Here is a 22,110-nt window from a genome sequence, read left to right as displayed (position 1 = left end):
CCCCGCGCCGCGGCCCGGGCGGGTCAGACAATGCTCAGCCCGCCGTCGGCCACCAGATTGTGCCCGGTGACGGCAGACGCAGCGTCGGAGGCGAGAAAGAGAATGCTCTCGGCAACCTCTCCCGGCGCGATGAAACGGCGGATCGGGGCTTGCGACACCATCAGCTCACGCTGCTGCTCATCGGTGTTGTCGAACAGCAACTGGGTGGCGACCCGCCCGGGCGAGATCGCATTCACCCGGATTCCGTACTGCGCCCATTCGGCCGCGAGGTTGCGGGCCAGCTGGACCACGCCGGCCTTCGCCGCGGCATACCCGGTGGTCGGTTCAGGAAAGGTCGCGATCAGGGCGGCGACGGACGACACGTTGACGATCGCTCCCCCGCCGGTCTCGATCATCGACCGGGCAACCAGCTGACTGACCCGGAGTACAGCGACCAAATCGATCTGCAGGACGCGACCGAACTGCTCCGCGGTCAACTCCAGCGCTGGTGCGGCCAGTGCGGTGCCCGCATTGTTGACCAAGGCATCTATCCGGCCGAAGCGCGTCATGATCGCGGCGACCGCCGCATCGGCAGACCGCTGATCGGTGACGTCCATCAGGTAGCCGGCCGCGCCGATCTCCGCGGCCACCGCCTCGACGTCGGGACGGATGTCGGCGATCACCGCCCGCGCTCCCCTGGCCACCGCCAGCTCCGCGGTGGCGCGGCCGATGCCCTGACCACCGCCGGTGATCAGGATGACCTTGTCCTGCAGCGACATCTCGGCCTCCGTACTGACGCGATATTATTTGTTGGTGCAAACAATCTAACTGTTGACTTGCGCGCAAGCAAAGATCATCGTGGGAGCAGTCATGACGGTCAGCGATCGGAGTTCCGGATGGGCAACAACAACGTCGCGAGGATCACCGGCATCCTGCGGTACTGGAGTGTGCGGACGCCGTACAGCGCCGCCCTGGAGTGCGACGGGCAGATCCTCACCTGGCGGGAGCTGCACTCCGTCAGCAGACGCTGGGGCGGCGAGCTTCGCGAGCACGGGCTCGAACCAGGCGACCGGGTCGGTTATCTGAGCGAGAACAGCAACGAGACCATCGTCTTCATCCTCGCCGCACTGGCGGCCGGCTGCGTCGTCGTACCGCTGAACGTGCGCCTCGCCGCGGCCGAACTCGCCGAGATCGCCGACGACGCGGGGCTGGCCGCGGTGATCACCGACGCCGCCCACGTCGAGCGGCTTCGGCCGACTCGAACCGCGCTGCCAGAGTTGAAGGTGTACTGGATCGGCCCTGAGCCGCCCGCGGACGTGACGCTGCTCGATCTGGAGGTGCCCGCCGACGTCTACACCGCACCCCTCCCCCGCGAAGATGTGACCGGCGCCGACGACCTCGCCTTCCTGTCGTACACCTCGGGGACCACCGGACATCCGAAGGCCGCGATGCTGACCCATCGCAATTTCCTGGTGGCGGCGAAGGCGTTCGCGCTGACCGACGACACCACCCGCGCCGACGTCAGCCTGCTCGTGCTGCCGCTCGCGTTCACCGGGAGCCTGATCGCGTCCTGGGCACCGATCTACTTGTCCGGCGGCTGTCTGGTCCAGCATCGAAGATTCTCCGCCCTCGCCACCCTTGAGGACCTGTCCAGCGGCCGGGTGACCATCTTCTACGCGGTACCGGTGGTGTTCGAGTCGATCTCGGCCCTTCCCGAGTTCACCGCGGCGGACTTCAGCAGCCTGCGGGTGATGCGCTCGGGCGGTGCGCCGTCCAGCCCCAAGACCCTCCGCCCATACGTGGACCGCGGCCTCCCGTTGTCGGTCGGCTGGGGCCAGACCGAGAGCACCGGCGTCGGCGCATCCCTGCTCTTCGCCGATCTGGAGCGCAAGTTCGGCTCCGTCGGGGTACCGATGTTCGGGATCGACATCCGGGTGGTCGACGCCGACGAGCGCGACGCCGCACCAGGGGTTGTCGGCGAGATCCTGCTGCGTGGCGAGAGCGTGATGCTGGGCTACTGGAACGCCGAGCAGATCACCGCCGACACTCTCGTCGACGGTTGGCTGCACACCGGCGACCTGGGCTCGCTCGACGGGGACGGCTATCTCACCCTGGCCGGCCGGTCGAAGGACATGCTGCTGTCCGGCGGCATCAACGTCTACCCGGCCGAGATCGAGCGGGTGCTGACCGACGTACCGGGCGTGATCGAGGCGGCGGTGATCGGGCGCCCGGACGAGCGCTGGGGCGAAGTCCCGGTGGCGTTCGTGGTGGGCGTGGGCGTCGATGTCGAGCTGCTGAGGCTGATCTGCAAGCGGGAGCTGGCCGACTACAAGCAGCCCAAGCAGATCGTGCTGCGCGAGGCTCCGTTGCCGAGGACGATGTCGGGCAAGATCCTGAAGTCGCAACTCTCGCTCGGCGAGCTCGACTGAATCAGCCGACCGCGGCGCGCAGCACGTCGGCGTCGCGGTCGACAACCTCTTCCAGGGTCAGCGGCGGACGGCCGAGCAGCCGGAGCGCGACGTCGGTGGTGACATCGAAGTAACCCTCGCGGATGGCCCTGCCCAAGCCGGCGACCGCCTCGGCCAGCAGCGGCGGGTCGCCCGCAGCCAACAGCTCGTCGCGGTACGCCGAGTCGCCGATGACCTCATAGCGAATAGTTGCCCCCAGCACCTTCCCGACCACCTCCGCGATATCGCCGAAGGTATGCGCCGCCCCGCCGGTCAGATCGATGAGGCTGGAGCTGTACTCGTCACCGACGAGCGCAGCCACTGCTGCTGCACCGACATCGGCCCGGCTGATGAACGCGGCCCGACCGTCGCCGGTATTGATCCGCAGCTCACCCGTTGCCGCCGGGACGAGCATCCGCTCGATCGCGTTCAGCTCGGTGTAGGGAGCGACCCGGAGCAGAACGTGGTCGAGGCCGCTCGCGATGATCGCCAGCTCGGCGTCCCGATACTCCCGGGCGGCCAGCCCGGACGGGTGATCAGCCTTGTCGACGCTGGGCATCGAGGTGAACGCCACCTTGGACACCCCGGCGTCGCGCGCCATCTCCAAGGCCGAAGAGTGCTCGTCGTGGCGACGCCCGGTGGCGTTGCTCGCACTGATCATCAGCAGCCGATCGACGCCACGGAACGCTTTCCCGAGACTCTCCGGCTGATCGAAGTCGCCGTACCGTACGTCGATCCCGCGCGCGGTCAGATCGGCCAGGCTCTCCGGCGTTCGCGTCGTCACGACTACCTGGCTGGGCTCGAGACGTTCGAGGGCGGCCTCGATCGCATGCCGGCCGACCCGGCCGCTGCCTCCGGTGATGCCGATGATCATCGTGAACCTCCTTCGGGCCGGAACCGCGCCGTGCATCGTTCGAGAACGGGCTGCCCGTGCTGGTTGTGAACGGTGGCCTCGACGGTCACCAGTTCGCCGTCACCCCGCTCTGTCTGCTTGGCCACCGTCACCACGTCGCCGACCAGGACCGGCGCGGTGAAGCGGCAGCTCAGCGACTGGATCCGCTGGGCTCCCCCGGCCCAGTCCGCGGCCGCCATACCGAACAGCCCCATGGTCAGCATGCCGTGGGCGATCCGGCCAGGCAGCCCGGCCGCCAAGGCAGCCGAGTCGTCGAGATGGATCGGGTTGTGGTCGCGGGCCGCGTCGGCGTACCGCGCGACGACGTCCGCGATCAGCGCCATGGTGACTCCAGAACCGGCTACCGGCCTGGGGGTCCAGTTGGTGTCGGCGCGCTTCGCAGTGGCGGAACGGACGATCTGCAGCGTCCGGCCGACGCAGATCTCCCGTCCGGCCGCGCCGCGCACATCAGTCCGCAGGGTGATGAACCGCAGCCCGTTGCGCAGTTCGTCCGAGGCCACCGATGCGGTCGAGGTCAGTGTCTCGCCGATCGATGGATGCGCAGCCCAGACGAACTCCTGCTCACCATGCAGCATCCGTGGCACGTCGATGGCGAGCACCGGATCGGCCATCGCCTGCTCCATCGTGTCGGCCAGCGCATAGACCGCGGCGTAGGTCGCCGGGATCGTCGACGGCTCGCTCCCGAAAACAGCCGCGTACTGCGCGACGTCGTCAGCTCGCACCACGTGCTCGGTCGACGGGTAGGTCGTCATGCTTGATCGTCCACCACTGTGTAGACCTGCACGATGCAGGTCGAGCCACTGCCGAGCAGATGACACACGCCGACCCGGTCGTCGGTGCTGGTCAGTCTGCGAGTCGTCTCGATGACCTGCGCGACTCCGGTGGCTCCGCCAGGGTGTCCGCGCGCGATCAGGCCGCCGTCGGTGGAGAATTCCGGCAACCCGAACAGCTTGCGCGATCCCGGTCCGAACGCCCCCTGCTCGATGAGCTGCTCGGTCCGGCCAGGCTCGCTGAAGCCGAGCAGTTCGTAGTACAGGATCTCCTCGATCGCGAACGCATCGTGAATCTGAACGATGTCGACCTGCGCCGTGGTCACTCCGGCTATGGTCAACGCGGTGTCGACCGTCTGCCGCGTCAAGGCCGGCGAGCCGACGATCGATCCCTCCAGAATCTGCCGCGGCCCGAAGCGATCGCTCGCCAGGACGGTCGCGCTCAACTGGACCGATCCCTTGCGAAGCCGTCGCCGCCCGGCCTCTGAGACCAATACCACGGCCGCAGCGCCTTCGCCCCAAGGCGTGCACATCATCGAGGTGAGCGGATCGGCGATCAGCCGACTGGACAGCACCTTCTCCACCGTCACCAGATCCTTCGATCGACGGGCGGCCTTCGCGTTGTCGCGGGCGTAGTTCCAGTTCTTGGCCGTGACCATCGCGAGGTGCTCAGGTCGCGTTCCCCACTGGGTCATCCGCTCCTTCGCCCACAGCGCGAATGACACCACGGGTGGAGCATGGCCTTCGCCGGCGATGACGGCTTCGGTCGCCATCTCGGTCTCCGGAGCGTCGTACCCGATGACCAGAACGATGTCAGCCCGCTCGGCCTCGATCGCGGCCGCTGCGTCGTGGATCGCGGTCAATCCGGTAGCCGAGGCGTTGGTACTCATATGGATCGGCAGGCCGGTGAGGCCGAGCTCGCGTCCGACGTACACACCGCGTGGGCTGAGCGGGTGGGCTGTTCCGGTGAAGAGCGCATCGACGTCGGAGAAGTCGATGTCTGCGTCCTGCAACGCGTCCATAGCGGCATCGACGGCAAGGGCGACTCCGGTTCCCGGACCATGCGGGCCGAAGGTCGTCAGCCCGGTCCCTGCCACATAGACCTCAGGCACGGCCGAACACCGCCCCGCCCGGATCGACAGCCTGATAGGTCGCGCCGACCTCGTGCGGACCCTCGTCGAGCCGCACCTGAACGCGAACCTCGCAGTCGAGATCGACCAGACCGTAAAAGGTGCTGCCGCTCGACGTGAACGCCCGCAGCACTCCGGCCGACAGAATCTCGGTCGGCTCGCACCGGCGCAGAGAGCCGTCCGCCGCGAGGCGGCGTGGCGGGACGTACAGCTCCTTGGTCAACGGATCGATCGACGCAATCATGCTGGGATCCCGTGGTTCAGCGTCGCGGCATGCTGTTCGGCCAACCGGACGACCAGGTCCGAGGTCGACTGCGCCTCAGCGAATCCCTCGACGAGTTCGGGTAGCCGCTCGTCCAATGCCTCGAAGGTCCATTGCTCCTGGTTGTGCACGGTGGTCGCGATCCGCCACGGGTCATAGCGGCGAAGGGTGTCGCCCTCCACACCCAGTACCGCGCCCGAGGGCGCGCGGCAGTCGGCGGAGGCGAGCCAACTCACGACTGCCGCGACGTTCTCGGCAGCCCAGAAATCGAAGCTGCCGTCGGTCGGCGGGGCCACCAGATCCTTGGCGGCGGGGGTGGCCAAGGTCATCCGCGTGCGGCCGCTGGGCGCGATCGCGTAGCTGCGCACGCCGTACCGGTCGTGCAGTTCGAGGTGTGCGAGCCACGTCATGGTGGCGATGCCGGCCTTCGCGGTCGCGTAGTTGAACTGCCCCGGTGTGCCGTGCAGGCCGGCGATGCTCGTGGTGTTGATCAGTACTGCATCCCGCCGGCCGTGCTCCTTGGTCCGGGTCCGCCAGTAGTCGGCAGCGTGCTTGGTGGTCGAGAAGTGACCTCGCAGATGGACCCGGATGACGTCGTCCCACTCCTCGATCGTCATGTTCGTCAGCATCCGGTCCCGCAGGATGCCCGCGTTGTTGATCAGAACGTCGAGGTCGCCGAACTCGGCCACCGCGAACTCGATCAGCGCTCGAGCACCGTCGAAGTCCGAGACATCATGGCCATCGGCAACCGCCTGGCCGCCGTCGGCGCGGATGCTCTCGGCGAGCAGCTCGGCGGCCGAGTCCGGTTCAGGCCGCCCGTCCAGCCCCAGACCGAGATCGTTGATCACGACTCTGGCGCCCTTGGCCGCCGCGAATTTGGCATAGGCGGCGCCGAGACCGCGGCCGCCCCCCGTGACCACGATGACCCGCCCGTCGAGCTGCCGGTCCGCGTTACCGCGGCCCGCCGTCACGATTTCGCCCTCCTGCTCGCCATTCTGCGCCTACCTCTCGTTCCGGGGAAGCCAACTTGCTTGCCCGCAAGTAAACCACGCAGCGCGCAGTTGTTCCAGGTGTTCCAGATGCGGGAGCGTCAGGTCTTGCGGGTGCGCGGGCGGCGGGCCGCCAGACCTGCCATCACCATCCGTACCGCTTCGGCCGCCACATCGTCGACGGTGGTCGACGACTCGGGCCGGTACCAGTCGAGCGTCCAGTTGCACATGCCGATGATCAGCAGGGTCTGGACATACGGAGCCGCCGCGACGAAACGGCCGGTTTCCTGGCCCTCTGTGATGATCTCGGCGATCCGCCGGACATACTCGTGCTGCGACTTCCGCACCGACTCATGCCTGTCCGTACTGAGCTTGTCGCGCTGCAGCACGTCCAGCCGGAAGATCTCGATGTCGCCGAGCAACTGGCGGACATGGTTGTCGACCAGCGCCTCGATCTTGCGCTCAGGCGGCAGGTCCGCGGTGAAGATCGACTCGGCCGACTCGGCCAGCGTCGTACTGGCCCGTTCGACCAGCTCCCACAGGATGTCTTCCTTGGACTTGAAGTAGTAGTAGATCGCCTGCCGCTTGACCCCGAGGCGAACCGCCACGTCGTCGAGGTTCGTCTCGCGGAACCCCTGCTGGTTGAACAGGCGCTGCGCCTCGTTCAGGATCTGCACGCGACGCTCGGAGCCGGCGGTGGTCGGGGCCATGGTTTCGGACTATAGCGCCCATAACCCGGTCGCCGATGCTCATTCGAAGACCGGGGTCATATCCATGAAGATCTGGTACTTGGTGATCTGCCCCTCGTGGTCGACGTCGAAGATGTTGGTGCACGGCAGCACGAGCGTTCGGCCATCGAGCCGCACATAGGTGACTTGCAGTTCGGTGATGTAGACCTCCCCCACCACCCAGGCGCGAACCAGCTCATGGGAGATGCCGGAGATGAGCGTCTGGAAGGTGGCGATCGCGCCGCGGATCCCCTCCCGGCCGACGATCGGCTCCCCGTTCCCGCTGGTAAGGACGGCGTCCGGGGCGACCCGGCCGGCAACTCCGTCCGCGTCACCGGCGTCGACCAGCGCGAAGAATTCCTTGGCCCACTGGGCGGGATCGGCTGCCACTGTCATGTCTCCTCCAGAAGTCTGTCTGTTCCTTCGGAAAGCTACTTGTTTGTGCGCGCAAATACTAGGGTATGCTGGGAAGATGTCCAGAGCGGTGAAGTTCGCGCGGTACGGGGGCCCCGAGGTGCTCGAGGTCGTGTCGGTCGACCGCCCCACGCCAGGTCCGGACGACGTCCTCGTCCGGGTGGTCGCAGCCGCGCTGAACCCGGGTGAGATCAGCATTCGCGAGGGCGCCTTCGCGGCGCTATGGCCGGCCACCTTTCCCGAAGGGCAGGGCAACGACTTCGCGGGGTACGTCGAAGAGCCTGGCTCATCGACCTTCGCTCCGGGCGACCAAGTGATCGGCTTCGCACCACGCGCGGCGCAGGCTGAGCTCGTCGCACTCCCCCAGGGACTGGTGATCAGGAAGCCTCCGACGCTGGCCTGGGACGAGGCTGCCTGCATCCCCGGTGTCGGCGCGACCGCCTGGGCAGCCGTCGAGGCGGTCGCTCCACGCCCCGGCGAGACGGTGGTCGTCTCCGCGGCCGCCGGTGGCGTCGGCGTGATCGCCGGCCAACTGGCCCGCCTCCGAGGAGCCCGGGTCATCGGCACGGCGAGCGGTGCGAATGCCGGGCTCCTCCGCGAACTCGGCATCGAGCCAGTCGAGTACGGCGAAGGTTTGCGAGACCGCCTCATCGCCCTGACGCCGCACGGCATCGACGCCTTCCTCGACAACTTCGGCGCCGGATACGTGCAACTGGCGGTCGACCTCGGCGTCGCACCCGAACGCATCAACACCATCGCCGACCCGGCCGCGACGAGGCGGTACGGCGTCCGGCACGCGGCCCAGGAGCAGACGACACCGGCCGACTGGCAATACCTCGCCCAACTCGCGGCGGCCGGCGACTTCCGGATCCCGATCGCCGCTGCTTACCCACTGGATGAGGTACAGCAGGCCTATCGCGACGTCGCCACGCGGCACGGCGCGGGAAAGCGGGTACTCCACATCGGCTCGGCGGGGTCGCTGTGGCGATGACCGCGCTGGACTACGAGGCGATCCGGCAACTGCTCGCCAGGTACAGCGTCGCGCTCGACCTCGCGGACCGCACTACCTTCGAATCCTGCTTCGCGGCGGACGCGTTCTTCGCGGAGTCGGGGCTGCCGGGCGAGCCGGCCGAGCGGTTCGAGGGGCGCCAGGCGATCGGTGAGTTCGCCGCTCGCTTCTTCCAGATCGCTGCGGGGCAGATCCGGCATTGGTCCTCACCACCTTTGATCGACGGCGACGGGCTGGATGCAGTCGGCACCAGCTTTCTGATGGTGCTTCGGACCGGCACAGCGCCTGGTACCGGAGTGATCCTGACCGGCATCTATCGCGACCGCTACACGAAGATCGACGACCGCTGGTACTTCGCTGCCCGCGATTTCAGTGTCGATTCCCAGACAGCCTCTGCGGACCCATTCGTCGACCGGTTCGACCAGTTCGTCATCGGCCGGCCCGCACAACAACCCTTCGATCAGAGGACCACCTCAGCATGAGCGCCGTCGTACGACTCTATGAACCCGGAGACCCGGAAAACCTGCGGTACGAAGCGGAGACAGTCGGCGAACCCGGCGTCGGCCAGTTGCGGATCCGGCAGGAAGCCATCGGGGTGAACTTCGTCGACACCTACTTCCGCAGCGGCCGATTCCCGCTCCCGCTGCCGGCAGTCATCGGCGGCGAAGGCGCGGGCGCCGTGGACGCGGTAGGCCCTGAGGTCGAATCAATCTCGGTCGGTGACCGGGTCGGCTACTACTTTTCCCTCGGTGCCTACGCGGAGACCCGGCTCCTCTCAGCCGCCGACGCAATCCCGCTGCCACACAATCTCGGTGCCACCGAGGCTGCCTCCCTTCTCGCGAAAGGACTGACCGCCTGGGGCCGGCTGTACCGGGTTCACGCCGTACAGCCTGGAGACGTCGTCCTGGTGACCGGCGCAACCGGTGGCGTCGGCTCCCTGCTCGCGACCTGGGCCCAGCACCTTGGTGCCGAGGTGATTACACCAGTAGCCAGCGCAGAGCGTGTCGAGGCCGCGCAATCCCTCGGCCTGCAGCACGTTGTGGTCGCAGGCACCGGGCAGTTGGCGGAGGCGATGGCAACTGTCGGCGGGAAGGCAGACGTCGTCTACGACCTTGTCGGCCGGGCAACCTTCGCCGAAGCGGTGTCAGCGTTGCGCGACGGCGGAACCCTCGATCTCATCGGCGCCGCCTCAGGCGATCCTGAGATCGACACGATCGCCTTGGCAGGTCGTGGAATCCGGATCACCAGGTCGAGCACCGGCGAACACCTCCCCGATCGCGTGACGCTGCTCCGGGCCAGCGCGGACTTGTTCCGGGCCTGGCACGACGGTGCCTTCGGCAAGCGTCTGGTCCGCACCTATCCCCTGGCCGACGCGGCCCAAGCCCACCACGATCTCGAGAACGGCATCCCCGAAGCCGCCGCCGTCCTTCTCCCACCCACCGACTGATCGCGAAAGGCCGAACCATGCTGCACGGCGCAGAACACATCCGCCGCTACGAGGAGACCAACGGCCAGGAAGGCCACTTCTGGCTCAACGGCGTACCGACGCTCGTCCTGACCACCCGCGGTCGCAAGTCCGGTCAGGAGCGGAAGTCGGCGCTGATCTACCAGCAGACCGAGGGCCGGTACCTCGTGGTGGCCTCCGACGGCGGCGCGGCCAAGCACCCGAGCTGGTACCTCAACCTGCTCGCCCACCCCGAGGTCGCCGTCCAGGTCGCCGCCAACAGGTTCCAGGCGGCAGCCCGGACCGCCACCCCCGAAGAACGCGCCAAGTTCTGGCCCCTGATGACCGCCGTCTGGCCGCACTACGACAACTACGAGCGCAAGACCACCCGCGAGATCCCGCTGGTCATCCTCGAACCGATCGCTGCCTGACCTTGAACGGAGAGCCGCCATGGCTTCGACCCGCCAGCCTGCCCAGGTGATCATCGACATCTCGAAGGAGAAGGGATACCTGGCCCGTCAGTACTACCTCGTCATCTCCCGTGCAGCTCACGGGCTGGATCCCGTCTTTCAGCATCTCGAAGCGCATCTGAACTATCACGAGAAACTGGAGGCCGACGGCATCGAGATCGCGGCGGGGCCGCCCTGGACGCCCGACGGCAAGGAGTGGGAGGGCGGCGGCATGATGCTGTTCAAGACAGACTCCGTCGAAGCGGCACACGCGCTGGCCGACGCCGACCCGCTCCACTCCTCCGGCGCCCGCACCTACGAGATCGTCCCGTGGATGATCAACCACGGCATCCTCTGACCCGATGGATCACACCGACAGCCCATCAGGCCGACGCGCCGGCGCAATGGCCGACGACGTCTTCTCGCCTGCGCGCCCTCCGGAGGAGTTCGGCTACCAGGGCGTGAACCATCGCCAGGTCGTCGATGACGGTCTTCGCATCGAGTACGACCTCCCGATCATCCTGCGCGACGGACTGACCCTTCGCGCCGATTTCTATCGAGAGGACACAGTCGAGGCCGAGTTGCCGATCCTCGTGGTGTGGAGTCCTTACGGCAAGCACGGGTTCGTCACCTGGGCGATGTTCGAGGGCAGCGAGGTCGCGCTGGACAAGCTCTCCAAGCACACACTCGTGGAGTGTCCGGACCCCGTGGTGTGGTGCAGCAAGGGGTACGGCCTGCTCGTGGTGGATCCGCGGGGCACCTGGGGTTCAGAGGGCGACATCTCCGTACAGAGTCCGCAGGAGCGCGACGACCTCTACGACACCATCGAGTGGGTGGCGACCCAGCCCTGGTCCAACGGCCGCGTGGGAATGGCGGGGATGTCGTACTTCGGCTGGTCTCAGTGGCAGGCTGCGTCCACTACACCTCCGCACCTGGCGGCGATTCTCCCGTACGACGGCGCTTCGGACCCGTACCGGGAAGTTGCCTTTCACGGTGGCATTCCCAACGACCAGTTCATGCGGACCTGGGGCCGGGGAAAGACCATGTGGGGACACCAGCGCGCCGAGGACTGGCTCAAGGCCACCGAGCTCCATCCACTGCTCGACGACTACTGGCGCAGCAAGCAGCCGGTGCTCGAGCGCATCGAGGTCCCGACGTACGTCGTCGCCAGCTGGACCGATCACGGCATCCATACCCGGGGAAGTCTCGAGGGTTATCGGAAGATCAGCTCACGGCACAAGTTCCTGGAGGTCCACGGACGCAAGAAGTGGGCCCGCTACTACTGGGACGACAGCGTCCGCCGGCAGATCGCGTTCTTCGACCGCTATCTGAAGGGCCTGCCCAACGAGGTCGACGACTGGCCGCCGGTGCGGATCGAGGTCAGGGACCGGTACTACTCCGGTCAGTGGCGAGACGAGCAGGAGTGGCCGATCGCCAGAACCACCCACATCCCTTTGTACCTTGACGCCGCGACCCGGTCGGCCTCGTTGGCCGAGTCGCACCCCGAGACGACAGTCAGCTACGACGCCACCGCGCAGGAGATCACCGCAGTCTTCGACTACGCGTTTCCTGCCGACACCGAGATCACCGGCTACGCCAAGTTGAAGCTGTGGATCTCCACCGACGGTGCCGATGACGCTGACCTTTTCGTCGCCGTACAGAAGCGCGACCGGGCCGGGGAAGCGGTGACATTCCCGTACTTCACGCTGCAGTCCGACGGGCAGGCCACCCACGGCTGGCAGCGCGTCTCCCACCGGGAACTGGACGACGAACTGTCCACTGCGGAGCAACCGGTGCATCCTCACCGTCGCGAACAGCGACTGACTGCCGGAGAGATCGTCCCGGTCGAGATCGAATTGTGGCCCTCAAGTACGTCGTACCTGGCCGGCGAGTCTCTTCGCGTGCTGGTGAAGGGCACCGACATCCAGAGCTACCCGCCGACGACCTTCGTCGCGGGTCACACCTCTGATCGCAACCGCGGACGCCACACCATCCACACCGGCGGCCGCTACGACTCCCACCTACTGATCCCCGTAATTCCTGCTTCCCTGCACAGGAAGGAGGCTGACGCAGCCATCCAGTGACCTCGGACGCATCAACGACACGAACCGATCGGAGTGAGATGAGCAATATCCTTGCGGGCAAGGTGGTGGTGGTCACCGGCGCCTCGAGTGGTCTTGGACGGGCGACGGCGATCGCGGCGACGCGGCACGGAGCGAAGACCGTTCTCGTCGCCGACCTGGTCGATACGCCACGAGAGGGCGGAGAGCCGACCCTCGACGCTATCGCCGCGATCGGAGGCCACGCCCAGTTCGTCCCGACCGATGTTTCGAAGCGCGCGGACGTCGACGCGCTGGTCAAGGCCGCACGGTCGTACGGCGGAGTCGACATCATGGTCGCCAACGCGGGGGTGACTGCAGCCTCCGACCGTGTGGACGTGACGGAGGAAGACTTCGATCGCCTGATCGCGGTGAACCTCAAGGGCGTGCTGTTCAGCGCGCAGGCCGCCGCCGTGCAGATGCGCGAACTGGGCAAAGCCGGAAGCATTGTGATCACGGGCAGCATGGGCGGTATCAACGGCTCCGCGCTGACTGTCGGTTACTCCACAACCAAGGGCGGTGTCGTACTGATGGCGAAGTCACTCGCCGACGCCCTCGGTCCTGACGGAATCCGGGTTAACGCCGTCTGCCCCGGTGTCATCGATACCCACCTGCTTCATACGACGCCGGGAGTCGCCGAAGCGGTCGAAGGCTTCCGACTCCGTACGCCGCTACGCCGCCTCGGCCGTCCGAGCGAGGTGGGCGACGCGATCGTCTGGCTGGGTTCAGATCTCGCGAGCTTCATCACCGGCACGTCCCTCCTGGTCGACGGCGGCCTCCTCTCTGTGATCTGACCGCGGCCGGCCCCTGCAGCGATTGCCGTGGCCTAACCCGAGCGTGGCGCACGCACTCGCCGACCGTCCGGGCCTCGCTCCATTGCGGGGCACGACAAAGTTCTATATATTTGTTTGCACAAACAGATTGAAAGATGATCATGCCAGCGACCACTCCAGGCAGCGTTCGCGGATGGCTTCGGCGGTGGCTCCAGGGCAGCCGCGCGGCTGCGCCCGCCCGGCCATCGAGCGAAACTACGGAAGGAACAACCATGTCCGAATCACCTGTCGTGCCCAAGATCGCAGTGATCTACTACTCGTCCACCGGTACCGTCTACGAACTTGCCAAGTCAGTGGTCGAAGGCGCCGAGAAGGCCGGCGCCGAGGTCCGCCTTCTCAAGGTCCAAGAGCTCGCACCTGACGAAGCGATCGCCTCCAACGCCGGCTGGGCAAGTCACGCGGCCGAAACCCAGGACGTTCCCGTCGCAACGCCGGACGACATGCTGTGGGCCGACGGCGTCGTCTTCGGCTCCCCCACTCGCTTCGGCAATGTGGCAAGCCAGCTCAAGCAGTACCTGGACACTCTCGGCGGTCTCTGGGCGCAGGGCCAGCTCGCCGACAAGGTGTACAGCGGCTTCACCTCCAGCAGCACCGCGAACGGCGGGCAGGAGTCAACGCTCCTCGCCCTCTACAACACCGTCCACCACTTCGGCGGCATCCTCGTGGCCCCCGGCTACACCGATCCCATCAAGTTCGTCGAGGGGAACCCCTACGGCACCAGCCATGTCGCCGGCCAGGGCGACATCCCCATCGCAGACACTACCCGCACCGCAGCCGCCTACCAGGGTGCCCGAGTCGTCAAGATCGCCGCAGCCCTCAAGGCAGGCCTCAGCTGACCACCTAGCAGGGCTGAACGGCCGCCCGCCTGCAGTCCAGCGACTTCAGCCCGGCGGCCGTTCCTCCAGTACGCACCCGGTCGCGCGACGGTTATCCAGCGGCACGGCCGGTTGCCGGGATGATCGGCAGTAGCAGCGAGGACGCGTACTGCCCGCCGGTGAAGAGAGTGGTGGTGCCGCCGAAGATCGTGCTCGGACGGGCGCGTTCGTCGGTGTGGACGAAAATGCCGTTGCCGCGCATGCGGACGCCATACGCTTCGGGCCATGGACCTTCGCCGTCGAAGGTGAAGTCGCGGCCGCACAAGGTGACGCCGAGCCGGTATCCGGCCGGGATGATCACCGACGTCGGCCAGATCTCCATGTCGACGCCAACCGGCTCGCCAGGCGTGAGCGGCTGCGATTCGGTGTAGGTCTGCCACGGCCGGTACGGCGTGCTGAGCGCCGGGTCGGTCGAGCGCAGCGAGGCGCGTAGCCAGCCGAACGCGATGGCGCCCTCTGGATCCATGGCACCGGGGAAGGTGACATCCCGTCCGTTCGGGTCCTGTACCCGTAGTACGAGGAACAGATCGGCGTCTGTGGTGCTGGAGGCAACGGTCAGGTGCGCGGAGGCCGGCCCGGTGATCTCGGTTTCCACGCTCAACGGATCCGTCCACAACGTGACCCCGTCGCCGAGTGCGGCGAAGTCGACGCTTGTCGCAGACTGCGGCGGTGTCGTGTCCAGTTGCTGGCGGTCGATGTCGAGGTGGAATGTTGTCCAGGCGGTGCGGGCCAGTGGCCACTCGTCCTCGGCGCGCTGCGCGAACGTGCCGTCCACGCGACGTAGGTTGAGGTAAACCGGCGGCTGGTCGCGCCAGCCGGTGTCCTCGTTCTTCAGGAAGTGGCCGAAGAACCGTTTCTGCAGCCGTAGGCCGTAGTCGGTGTAGAACTCGACCCAGTGCTGTTGCCCGTGGACCTCGAGCCACTTCTGACTGGCCGGGATGGCGTTGTAGCCCTCGAAGCCGCCACGGGTATGCAGGTGGTGACCCCAGTTAGTGGCGGACAGAGTGGGCACAGTGATCTGGGCGAGGTCGGCCGACCGGTCCCGGTAGTAGTCGTCCAGAGTTGGGCGGGCGAGCATGTCGGCGACTACGTCCGCCCGGTTCTTTTCGAGCACCTCCGGATCGAGCGTTTCCGGGCCGGCCACAGGCACTCCGGTGACCGGATTGCGTGCGCCGCGGTCGCCGACCCCGTGCTGCATCGCCTCCACCTGCGGTGGAAACCATTGACTGAGGAAGTCGCTGGGAATGCCGCCGTGGTGGGTGAACTCCCGGTAGTAGTCGGTCGCACCCTCCCACGGACAGATTGCTGCGAGGTGCGGCGGTTGCAGCGCGGCAACCTGCCATTGGTTGACGGCGTAGTACGAGATCCCGAGCAGGCCGACCTTGCCGTTGCTCCACTGCTGCACCCCGGCCCACTCGATGCAGGTGTAATAGTCGCGGGCCTCACGTGGCGAGAAGATATCGACATACCCGGGGGATCGGCCGGAGCCACGGGCATCCACGCGGATGACGACGTACCCGTCGGGGACCCACTTCTCGGGATCGACGGTCTCCCAGTTCTGGTAGCGGTTGGACGAACCGGCGAGCGCGTCGGGATGCTCGGCCTCCAGGTTCGACCACGCGAACCTGAACGCCTGCTGGAACGACAATCCCTTGGCATACGGCCCGTGGGTCATGATGACCGGATAACGTCCGTCCGCGTCGGGCCGGAAGATGTCGGCCCGCAGGACGAGGCCATCGTCCATGGTGATCGGCACATCCCAATCGATGCGCATCAAGTTCTCCCTACGTAGGTGTCTGGTTGCCACTACCAATGAACCGCGACGAGGCCTTCCCCGACAGGGTTGTCGCGACAGCGGCCTCAGATGCCGGTCATCTGTGGGACAGATGAAGAACGACTGCGACGTTCCAGAAGCCCGTCCTCCGAGTTATCGGCAGGAGGCGGAGATACCCTCGATCCGCTCAGCAGATGGAGGTTCGCGCATGGAGCTGCGCCAGCTACGACATTTCATCGCGCTTGCCGAAGAGCGCAGCGTGACCGCCGCTGCTCGTCGCGAGCTGATCGTGCAATCCGGACTGTCGAACTCTCTCCAGTCGCTGGAACGCGAGCTGGGCACCGAGCTGTACCTTCGCGGAACCCGGCCGGTGCGGCTCACCGCCACCGGAGAGGCCCTCTTGGCGCCGGCACGCGAGGCGGTGCGCGCGGCAGAAACCGCCCGTCGCGCCGTGCAGGAGACCCGGGACGTGCTCGTGGGACGGCTCCGCCTCGGCATCGCCCTGTCAGCGCAGTACCTCGTACCGTTCGCGGGCTACCTCGGCGCGTTCCTGCGCGACCACCCCGGCGTCGACGTACGGATGCGCCCCGCCGCTGCGCTACTGATGCTCGAAATGGTGGAGAACGGCGAGCTCGACTGCGCCATCGGACCCGCTCTGGAGCAACGTGGCCGGCTGCGCCTTACTTCGCTGGCCAGCGAGCCGCTTGCGCTGACCTGCCGCAGCGACCACGAACTTGCCCGCCGTGACCGTGTGACGGTCGCCGACCTCGCCGGCGAGCGCTTCGTCGATGTGCCCCCGGGCTGGACTGCGCGGCTGCTGTGCGATGCGCTGTTCGCTGGGGCCGGAATCACCCGGCGGATCGTCGCGGAGGCCGGCGACTGGGAGGTCCTACTGGAGATGATCGCCGCCGGTGCAGGCATCGGATTCACCCCGGTGGGACTCCAGTACAAGGTCCTGACTGATCCCGACAGTCCGCTGCGGCACCTCCGAGTGGACGGCGCCCAGATGGACCGCCACCTTTATCTGATCCTGCCGCCACGCGCCGAGACCAGTCCGGCGGCCGCAGCGTTCGCAGCTGGCATGTTGGCGCGGCACGACGGTGCTGGCTGAGGGGGCTCCAACTTCGAGATCTCCAGGAGAGATGGAAGGCATCTCATCCAGGCCCAAGAAGTCTGGTATCGGCCTTCGCGAGCGAGAGGTTCTCATGAATGGAAAGCACCATTCACTCGCGAGAGGTTGGAAATGCGTACAGCTGCACATTCGTCCCGGGTCGCGGTGGCCAGCCCTCGGCGGCATCTGTCCGGTTTCTGGTCCGTTGCTGCCGCGTTCCTGACGTTGATGGCATTCGGTACCGTGCCAACGCCGCTGTGGCCGCTCTACCAGGTCCGGGACAACTTCGGCGCGACGACGGTGACCATTGCATTTGCGGCGCTGATCGTCGGCACGGGTGCCAGTTTCCGGCTGCTCGGCCACCTGTCCGATCGGCTGGGCCGCCGCCGGGTCATCGTCCCTGCTTTATTCGTCGCCATTCTTGCCGATGCGGTCCTGGCCTTCTGGCCTGACCTGCCCGGCTTGATCGTCGGCCGGGTGCTGACTGGTGTGGCTATCGGTCTGATGGCGTCGACCGCGACTGCCTATCTCAATGACCTCTACCACGAGGCGCGTCCCGGTCGGGACGGATCACCCGTTCCCGCACTGGTCGCGACCGCTGTCAATCTGGGTGGTCTCGCACTCGGCCCGCTGGCAGCAGGAGTACTGGCTCAGTGGGCGCCTTCGCCCTTGCGTACGCCGTACATCATCTTCGGAGCGTTGATGGCGGGGCTTCTCATACTGGTGCTGGCCAGCCCCGAAACCATCGACACCTACGCGGCAGACCAGAACCGGCCGCTGCGTTTTGCTCTGCGTCCAGGTCAGCGCGCAGTTTTCGGCGCAGCAGCTGCTGTCGGGTTCTTTGCGTTCGCAGTGATGGGCTTGTTCTCCTCGCTAGGCGTCATCATCGTCCGCGGCGAATTGGGCATCACCTCATACTTCGTCGGCGGCCTTGTGCCGTTCGCTGCCTTCGCCGCGTCAGCCGTAGCGCAGCTCGCGCTCGGCAAACTCGCCCAGTCGACGGTGCTCTTGATCGGCGGGCTGCTGTTCCCGATCGGGCTGGCGCTGACCGCGGTGTCGCTCTACCAGCCGACGCTCTGGCTGGCGCTCACGTCTGCGGCTCTTGCCGGCGGCGGCGCGGGGCTCCTCATCAAGAGCGGTGTGACCCAGGCTGCGATCGCGGCGGTACCGGCTTCGCGGGCCGGCGTGCTCGCCATGTTCTTCATCATCGCGTACGTCGGCATGGGGCTGCCCTCGATCGCCTTCAGCCTGGTCATCCAGCATGTCGCGCTCCGGCCGTCGATGATCGGATTCGCCACCGTGCTGTCGGTGGGCGCCGCCATCGCCATCGTCGTCGCTCGACGATCGATCGCCACCACCCGATAGCCCTGGTCGGCGGCTGCCGCTGCCGTCCCCCGACCCTCATCCCGACCGCCACCGGCCGCAAGTCCGGCCAGGCCAAGGTGAGGTGAACCGTTGTCGGCGGCCATCCGTGTAGAGGTGGATACGTCCACCTCTACAGGATGGGAATCGCCCCATGATCATCCGCCCGATCGCTGTTGCCGCGTTCGCGCTAGGCCTGGTCGCCACCCCGGCTGCGGCAGCAGCACCGCCTCAAATCAAATGCCCCTCAACCAACTGTATCCAGCTCGCTACCGGCCTCGGCGAACCCGTCGACACCGCCGAGGACAGCCACGGCAACCTGTTCATCACCTACCAGAACGGCGAACTCCGCAAGGTCGTCCCCTCGACCGGCCAGAACACCCAGATCGCCACCGGCCTCGGCAACCTCCGCGGTCTTGCCCTGGACAACCAAGGCAGCGCGTACCTCGCGAACTTCAACGGCCAACTGCAGAAGGTCAACCTCACGACAGGCGCGAAGTCGATCGTCTTCACCAACTCGACCTCACTCCACGCCGTCGCGTACTCGGCAGGCGCAGCCTACGTCTCGACCGGCAGCGGCGAACTCTGGCAGATCACGGTTGACCAACCCCCACGCAAGCTAGCCGCAAACATCGGCTACACCGAAACCATTGCCCTGGACAACAAAGACAACGCCTACACCGGCGACATGTTCGGCAACCGCATCCAGCGCACCAACCTCATCACCGGAACAACCCGGACAGTCACCACCACCAGCTATGAGATGACCTCGGTCTCCGTAGGCACCGACGGGTGCATCTACTTCGCCCTGGGCAGCGAGGTCTGGCAACTGGACCCGGAAACCAGCCAGAAGCGGGTAGTCGCCCAACTCCCACCGTCCGCCTTCCGATGGAACCTCCAGGCCGACGGCAGTCTCCTACTCCCAGGCAGTACGACGTACAGGATCAAGGCGCTGCCGCAGTCCTGACCGAATTGCTCATCCGCCGCGGCCAACCGAGCAGCGGACACCTCGCAGGGTCCGCTGCTCGCTTGGCCTCGAGACCAAGGGCCGGGCTAGCCGATGATCCTTGCCGGCCCCTGAGCCGGTGACACCAGCCAATTCAATACGTCAGATTCGTAGTCGCGCATCCAGTGGCCTGCGTCGGGAATCTTCACCAGCTGCCCGTGCCCGAGCTCCATCACGTAGGCGTCGCCGTGGTTGGCAGGCACCAGCACGTCCTCGAATCCGTACAGCAGCAGGGTCTCCGCCGTGACGTCACTCAGCTGGAAGCCCCACGGCCGGTGGAACAGGGCCAGGTCGTCCTCGATCCATCCTTCCGGGCCTTGCCGCATCGCCTCGGACTGGATCGCCTGGTCCTCGAGCCGGACCTCACCCCGGCCGAGGATCTCGACATCGGACGGCGGCAACTGGGACAGCCAGTCATCAAGCGGATCTGGCCGCTTCATCAACTCGTCGATGAAGACCCGCAGCGGCGTCTCCCCCGCACGAGCACACGCGATCTCCTGCCGGGTCTCGGCCACCATCCCGGCCGCCGGATCGAACCCAGGCATCTCATCCGGGCCCAACCCGGCCACGAGACAAAGGCGCCGTACCCTATCCCCTAGCCCAGCGGCCGCTGCCGCGGCATGCGGTCCGCCGCCCGACGTACCGAGCAGTGCCAGTTCGCCCAGGCCTAGCTCGTCCGCGATCCGCTCTGTCCAGCGGGCGGCGTCGACGACCTGGCGGCCCGGCCGATTGGACGACTTCCCTTCGCCGCCGTCACGGCGAGCAGCGATCACCAGGTCACCATCAAGCTGAGGCAGCCCAACAACGCCGCCCGCGGCACGCTGGCCATCATCTCGTTCGTCCAGCAGAAGGCCTACGGGCAGAAGCAGGGCGACAAGCTGGGCACGAGTAAGGCGCCACCGATCGGCACGGGCCCCTACGCCGTCAGCTCGTTCGACACCAACGGCGTCACCCTGACACGCAACGACAAGTACTCCGGTGCGAAGCCCGCCGCCGACAGTGTCAAGTTCACCGCCATCGCCGACGACAATGCGGCTCAGCTGGCAATGCCTTCGGGCCAGCTCGACGCCGTCGCGCTGTTCGACGTCAAAACCGCGAACACCTGGAAGTCGGTCCCGGGGGCAACGCTCTACTCGTCTCCGACGCTGTACCTCGACTACGTCACGATGAACACGCAGGTCGCGCCGTTCACCGACCTCCATGTACGCCGCGCGCTCGCCTACGCGACCGACGTCAAGGGTTTGCTGGCGGCCAATTACGGCGACCAGGCTCAGTCGTCCCACGCGCTCACTCCGTCGCAGGTGCTGAAACGCATCGCGCCGGATCAGCAGAAGCAGGACGAGCTGGATGCGCCGTTCACCCAGTACGGGTTCGATCTGGAGAAGGCCAAGGCGGAGCTCGCTCAATCCGGGTATCCGCAGGGCTTCACGACGGAGTACGAGTACTACTCTCCCGCGGGCAAGCTGGTCGGGCTGAGTCTGGCGCAGAACCTGAAGAAGATCGGGATCACGGTGTCGCGGCGGCTCAACGACTTCATCGGCGACATCTTCGTCGGCAAGGTGCCGGCGCTCGGCTTCTTCAGCATCGCGGCCGTGGTGCCGGATCCGCGTTCTTGGTACCCGTACATGGTCGGCAAGACCAATCCCTACAACGCCTCACGGTTCTCGACGCCCGCGACCGAGAGCGCGCTGCAGGTGCTCGACTCCAGCACCGATCAGGCTGAACGGCTGACGGCGATGCGGTCGATCACGCAGGCGATGGCCACCGACCTCCCATACGTCGGGCTGGCGCAGCCGAACTTCGTCTTCGCCGTCGCCCAGGGCGCAACCTTCACCAAGGAGCCCGACTTCATGGACGTCAGCACTGGTAACTGGATTCACTTCCTCAAGTCGACCAAGTGAGGTCGAGCACGATTCGCGATCCTCTGGCACGGGACACACACGGCATGATGAGCTGGCCGCCCGCACGCTCCTCCTCGGAGAGAAAGTCGTCGCGATGTTCGGGCTCACCTGCCACCACCTTGGTCTCGCAGGTCCCGCAGTAGCCCTCACGGCAAGAGCTCGCAATAACGATGCCGACGTCGGCCGCCGCGGCCAGAATCGACTGACCGGTGCCGACCACGAACTCGGCTCCATCGCTGGTCACGACGGTGAACGGTTGCTCGTTCCCGGCGGTTTCGGTCGGCCGCGCAGAGAACCGTTCAACGACGATGCGCGCGCCACGGTGCTTGGCGCCGTACCGGTCGAGTGCGTCCAGCAGTCCCCGCGGCCCGCAGCCGTAGATCTCGGCTCCTTCGCCGCCGCGACTGGTCAGTTCATGCTCCAAGTCGACCATTCCGAACGCGCTGTCGGAGTGCAGATGGACTCTGTCGCCGTACCTGTCCAACTCGTCAAGGTACACAGCCGCGCCACGGTCGCGGACCAGATAGAGAAGACTCCAGTCAGCCTTCGCTTCCGCCGCGACGGCAAGCATCGGCAGGATCGGCGTGATCCCGATGCCACCGGCAACGAACACGA

24 protein-coding genes are annotated in these 22,110 nt (G+C 66.6%); 13 read left to right on the top strand and 11 right to left on the bottom strand.

Annotated elements, in window-relative coordinates:
- Nucleotides 1–23: 23 nt before the first annotated feature.
- Nucleotides 24–758 carry an SDR family NAD(P)-dependent oxidoreductase gene (locus ACFVWG_RS20955; protein ID WP_391545004.1) on the bottom strand — a complete coding sequence of 245 codons (735 nt, stop codon included), beginning with the start codon at nucleotides 756–758 and terminating at the stop codon, nucleotides 24–26.
- A gap of 117 nt (nucleotides 759–875) precedes the next feature.
- Here ACFVWG_RS20955 and ACFVWG_RS20950 point away from each other — a divergent pair, with 117 nt between their 5' ends.
- Complete coding sequence (locus tag ACFVWG_RS20950) at nucleotides 876–2,408, top strand: class I adenylate-forming enzyme family protein (RefSeq protein ID WP_391545003.1); 1,533 nt, start codon at nucleotides 876–878, stop codon at nucleotides 2,406–2,408.
- Between the two features lies 1 nt (nucleotide 2,409).
- On the opposite strand, the gene ACFVWG_RS20945 is transcribed toward ACFVWG_RS20950, so the two are convergent.
- The 7 genes from ACFVWG_RS20945 to ACFVWG_RS20915 form a co-directional block, all read right to left on the bottom strand.
- The gene (locus ACFVWG_RS20945) at nucleotides 2,410–3,300 is read right to left on the bottom strand and encodes an NAD(P)H-binding protein (RefSeq protein WP_391545002.1); all 891 of its coding nucleotides are present in this window, start codon (nucleotides 3,298–3,300) and stop codon (nucleotides 2,410–2,412) included.
- On the bottom strand, nucleotides 3,297–4,091 hold the full coding sequence (locus tag ACFVWG_RS20940) for a MaoC/PaaZ C-terminal domain-containing protein (protein WP_391545001.1): 795 nt from the start codon (nucleotides 4,089–4,091) through the stop codon (nucleotides 3,297–3,299). The genes ACFVWG_RS20945 and ACFVWG_RS20940 overlap by 4 nt, the downstream gene beginning before the upstream one ends.
- Nucleotides 4,088–5,221, bottom strand: coding sequence for a thiolase family protein (locus ACFVWG_RS20935; RefSeq protein ID WP_391545000.1), 1,134 nt, complete (start codon nucleotides 5,219–5,221; stop codon nucleotides 4,088–4,090). Before ACFVWG_RS20935 ends, ACFVWG_RS20940 begins: the two co-directional genes overlap by 4 nt.
- On the bottom strand, nucleotides 5,214–5,483 hold the full coding sequence (locus ACFVWG_RS20930) for a hypothetical protein (protein WP_391544999.1): 270 nt from the start codon (nucleotides 5,481–5,483) through the stop codon (nucleotides 5,214–5,216). The genes ACFVWG_RS20935 and ACFVWG_RS20930 overlap by 8 nt, the downstream gene beginning before the upstream one ends.
- The gene (locus ACFVWG_RS20925; RefSeq protein ID WP_391544998.1) at nucleotides 5,480–6,472 is read right to left on the bottom strand and encodes an SDR family NAD(P)-dependent oxidoreductase; all 993 of its coding nucleotides are present in this window, start codon (nucleotides 6,470–6,472) and stop codon (nucleotides 5,480–5,482) included. The genes ACFVWG_RS20930 and ACFVWG_RS20925 overlap by 4 nt, the downstream gene beginning before the upstream one ends.
- A 119-nt stretch (nucleotides 6,473–6,591) precedes the next feature.
- On the bottom strand, nucleotides 6,592–7,200 hold the full coding sequence (locus tag ACFVWG_RS20920; protein WP_391544997.1) for a TetR/AcrR family transcriptional regulator: 609 nt from the start codon (nucleotides 7,198–7,200) through the stop codon (nucleotides 6,592–6,594).
- A gap of 39 nt (nucleotides 7,201–7,239) precedes the next feature.
- Nucleotides 7,240–7,614: a nuclear transport factor 2 family protein gene (locus ACFVWG_RS20915; RefSeq protein WP_391544996.1), complete on the bottom strand. Its 375-nt coding sequence runs from the start codon at nucleotides 7,612–7,614 to the stop codon at nucleotides 7,240–7,242.
- Nucleotides 7,615–7,690: 76 nt separating this feature from the next.
- Between ACFVWG_RS20915 and ACFVWG_RS20910 the strand changes: the two genes are divergently transcribed.
- The 8 genes from ACFVWG_RS20910 to wrbA all read left to right on the top strand — a co-directional run bounded on the left by ACFVWG_RS20910 (nucleotide 7,691) and on the right by wrbA (nucleotide 14,302).
- A complete protein-coding gene (locus ACFVWG_RS20910; RefSeq protein WP_391544995.1) occupies nucleotides 7,691–8,623 on the top strand; it encodes an NADP-dependent oxidoreductase in 933 nt (310 codons plus the stop codon).
- Nucleotides 8,620–9,123, top strand: a complete 504-nt coding sequence (locus ACFVWG_RS20905) for a nuclear transport factor 2 family protein (RefSeq protein WP_391544994.1) — start codon at nucleotides 8,620–8,622, stop codon at nucleotides 9,121–9,123. The genes ACFVWG_RS20910 and ACFVWG_RS20905 overlap by 4 nt, the downstream gene beginning before the upstream one ends.
- On the top strand, nucleotides 9,120–10,088 hold the full coding sequence (locus tag ACFVWG_RS20900) for a zinc-binding dehydrogenase (protein ID WP_391544993.1): 969 nt from the start codon (nucleotides 9,120–9,122) through the stop codon (nucleotides 10,086–10,088). Before ACFVWG_RS20905 ends, ACFVWG_RS20900 begins: the two co-directional genes overlap by 4 nt.
- A 17-nt stretch (nucleotides 10,089–10,105) precedes the next feature.
- Entirely contained in the window at nucleotides 10,106–10,516 is a 411-nt protein-coding gene (locus ACFVWG_RS20895) for a nitroreductase family deazaflavin-dependent oxidoreductase (RefSeq protein ID WP_391544992.1), read from the top strand.
- A 19-nt stretch (nucleotides 10,517–10,535) separates the two neighbouring features.
- Nucleotides 10,536–10,892 (top strand): YciI family protein, encoded by a 357-nt coding sequence (locus tag ACFVWG_RS20890; RefSeq protein ID WP_391544991.1) that lies wholly within the window; start codon nucleotides 10,536–10,538, stop codon nucleotides 10,890–10,892.
- Between the two features lie 4 nt (nucleotides 10,893–10,896).
- Nucleotides 10,897–12,618: a CocE/NonD family hydrolase gene (locus ACFVWG_RS20885; protein WP_391544990.1), complete on the top strand. Its 1,722-nt coding sequence runs from the start codon at nucleotides 10,897–10,899 to the stop codon at nucleotides 12,616–12,618.
- A gap of 38 nt (nucleotides 12,619–12,656) precedes the next feature.
- Complete coding sequence (locus tag ACFVWG_RS20880) at nucleotides 12,657–13,427, top strand: SDR family NAD(P)-dependent oxidoreductase (RefSeq protein ID WP_391544989.1); 771 nt, start codon at nucleotides 12,657–12,659, stop codon at nucleotides 13,425–13,427.
- Between the two features lie 251 nt (nucleotides 13,428–13,678).
- Complete coding sequence (gene wrbA / locus ACFVWG_RS20875) at nucleotides 13,679–14,302, top strand: NAD(P)H:quinone oxidoreductase (protein ID WP_391544988.1); 624 nt, start codon at nucleotides 13,679–13,681, stop codon at nucleotides 14,300–14,302.
- 91 nt (nucleotides 14,303–14,393) lie between these two features.
- On the opposite strand, the gene ACFVWG_RS20870 is transcribed toward wrbA, so the two are convergent.
- Nucleotides 14,394–16,115, bottom strand: coding sequence for a CocE/NonD family hydrolase (locus tag ACFVWG_RS20870; protein WP_391544987.1), 1,722 nt, complete (start codon nucleotides 16,113–16,115; stop codon nucleotides 14,394–14,396).
- Between the two features lie 208 nt (nucleotides 16,116–16,323).
- Here ACFVWG_RS20870 and ACFVWG_RS20865 point away from each other — a divergent pair, with 208 nt between their 5' ends.
- The 3 genes from ACFVWG_RS20865 to ACFVWG_RS20855 all read left to right on the top strand — a co-directional run bounded on the left by ACFVWG_RS20865 (nucleotide 16,324) and on the right by ACFVWG_RS20855 (nucleotide 19,555).
- Nucleotides 16,324–17,226 carry a LysR family transcriptional regulator gene (locus ACFVWG_RS20865; RefSeq protein ID WP_391544986.1) on the top strand — a complete coding sequence of 301 codons (903 nt, stop codon included), beginning with the start codon at nucleotides 16,324–16,326 and terminating at the stop codon, nucleotides 17,224–17,226.
- A 132-nt stretch (nucleotides 17,227–17,358) separates the two neighbouring features.
- A complete protein-coding gene (locus ACFVWG_RS20860; protein WP_391544985.1) occupies nucleotides 17,359–18,591 on the top strand; it encodes an MFS transporter in 1,233 nt (410 codons plus the stop codon).
- A gap of 151 nt (nucleotides 18,592–18,742) precedes the next feature.
- Nucleotides 18,743–19,555: a hypothetical protein gene (locus tag ACFVWG_RS20855; RefSeq protein ID WP_391544984.1), complete on the top strand. Its 813-nt coding sequence runs from the start codon at nucleotides 18,743–18,745 to the stop codon at nucleotides 19,553–19,555.
- A gap of 86 nt (nucleotides 19,556–19,641) precedes the next feature.
- Here the strand turns inward: ACFVWG_RS20855 and ACFVWG_RS20850 are convergent, their stop codons facing one another.
- Nucleotides 19,642–20,367 (bottom strand): alpha/beta fold hydrolase, encoded by a 726-nt coding sequence (locus ACFVWG_RS20850; RefSeq protein ID WP_391544983.1) that lies wholly within the window; start codon nucleotides 20,365–20,367, stop codon nucleotides 19,642–19,644.
- On the opposite strand from ACFVWG_RS20850, the gene ACFVWG_RS20845 reads away from it, so the two are divergent.
- Nucleotides 20,308–21,495, top strand: coding sequence for an ABC transporter substrate-binding protein (locus tag ACFVWG_RS20845; protein ID WP_391545095.1), 1,188 nt, complete (start codon nucleotides 20,308–20,310; stop codon nucleotides 21,493–21,495). The two genes, ACFVWG_RS20850 and ACFVWG_RS20845, sit on opposite strands and share 60 nt — an antisense overlap.
- On the opposite strand, the gene ACFVWG_RS20840 is transcribed toward ACFVWG_RS20845, so the two are convergent.
- On the bottom strand, nucleotides 21,479–22,108 hold the full coding sequence (locus ACFVWG_RS20840) for a flavin reductase family protein (protein ID WP_391544982.1): 630 nt from the start codon (nucleotides 22,106–22,108) through the stop codon (nucleotides 21,479–21,481). The two genes, ACFVWG_RS20845 and ACFVWG_RS20840, sit on opposite strands and share 17 nt — an antisense overlap.
- Nucleotides 22,109–22,110 lie beyond the last annotated feature (2 nt).

Source organism: Kribbella sp. NPDC058245 (assembly GCF_042882005.1).
Classification (GTDB): domain Bacteria; phylum Actinomycetota; class Actinomycetes; order Propionibacteriales; family Kribbellaceae; genus Kribbella.
The sequence above is the reverse complement of the archived record's forward strand: the minus strand, read 5'-3'. Positions and strand labels throughout refer to the sequence as shown.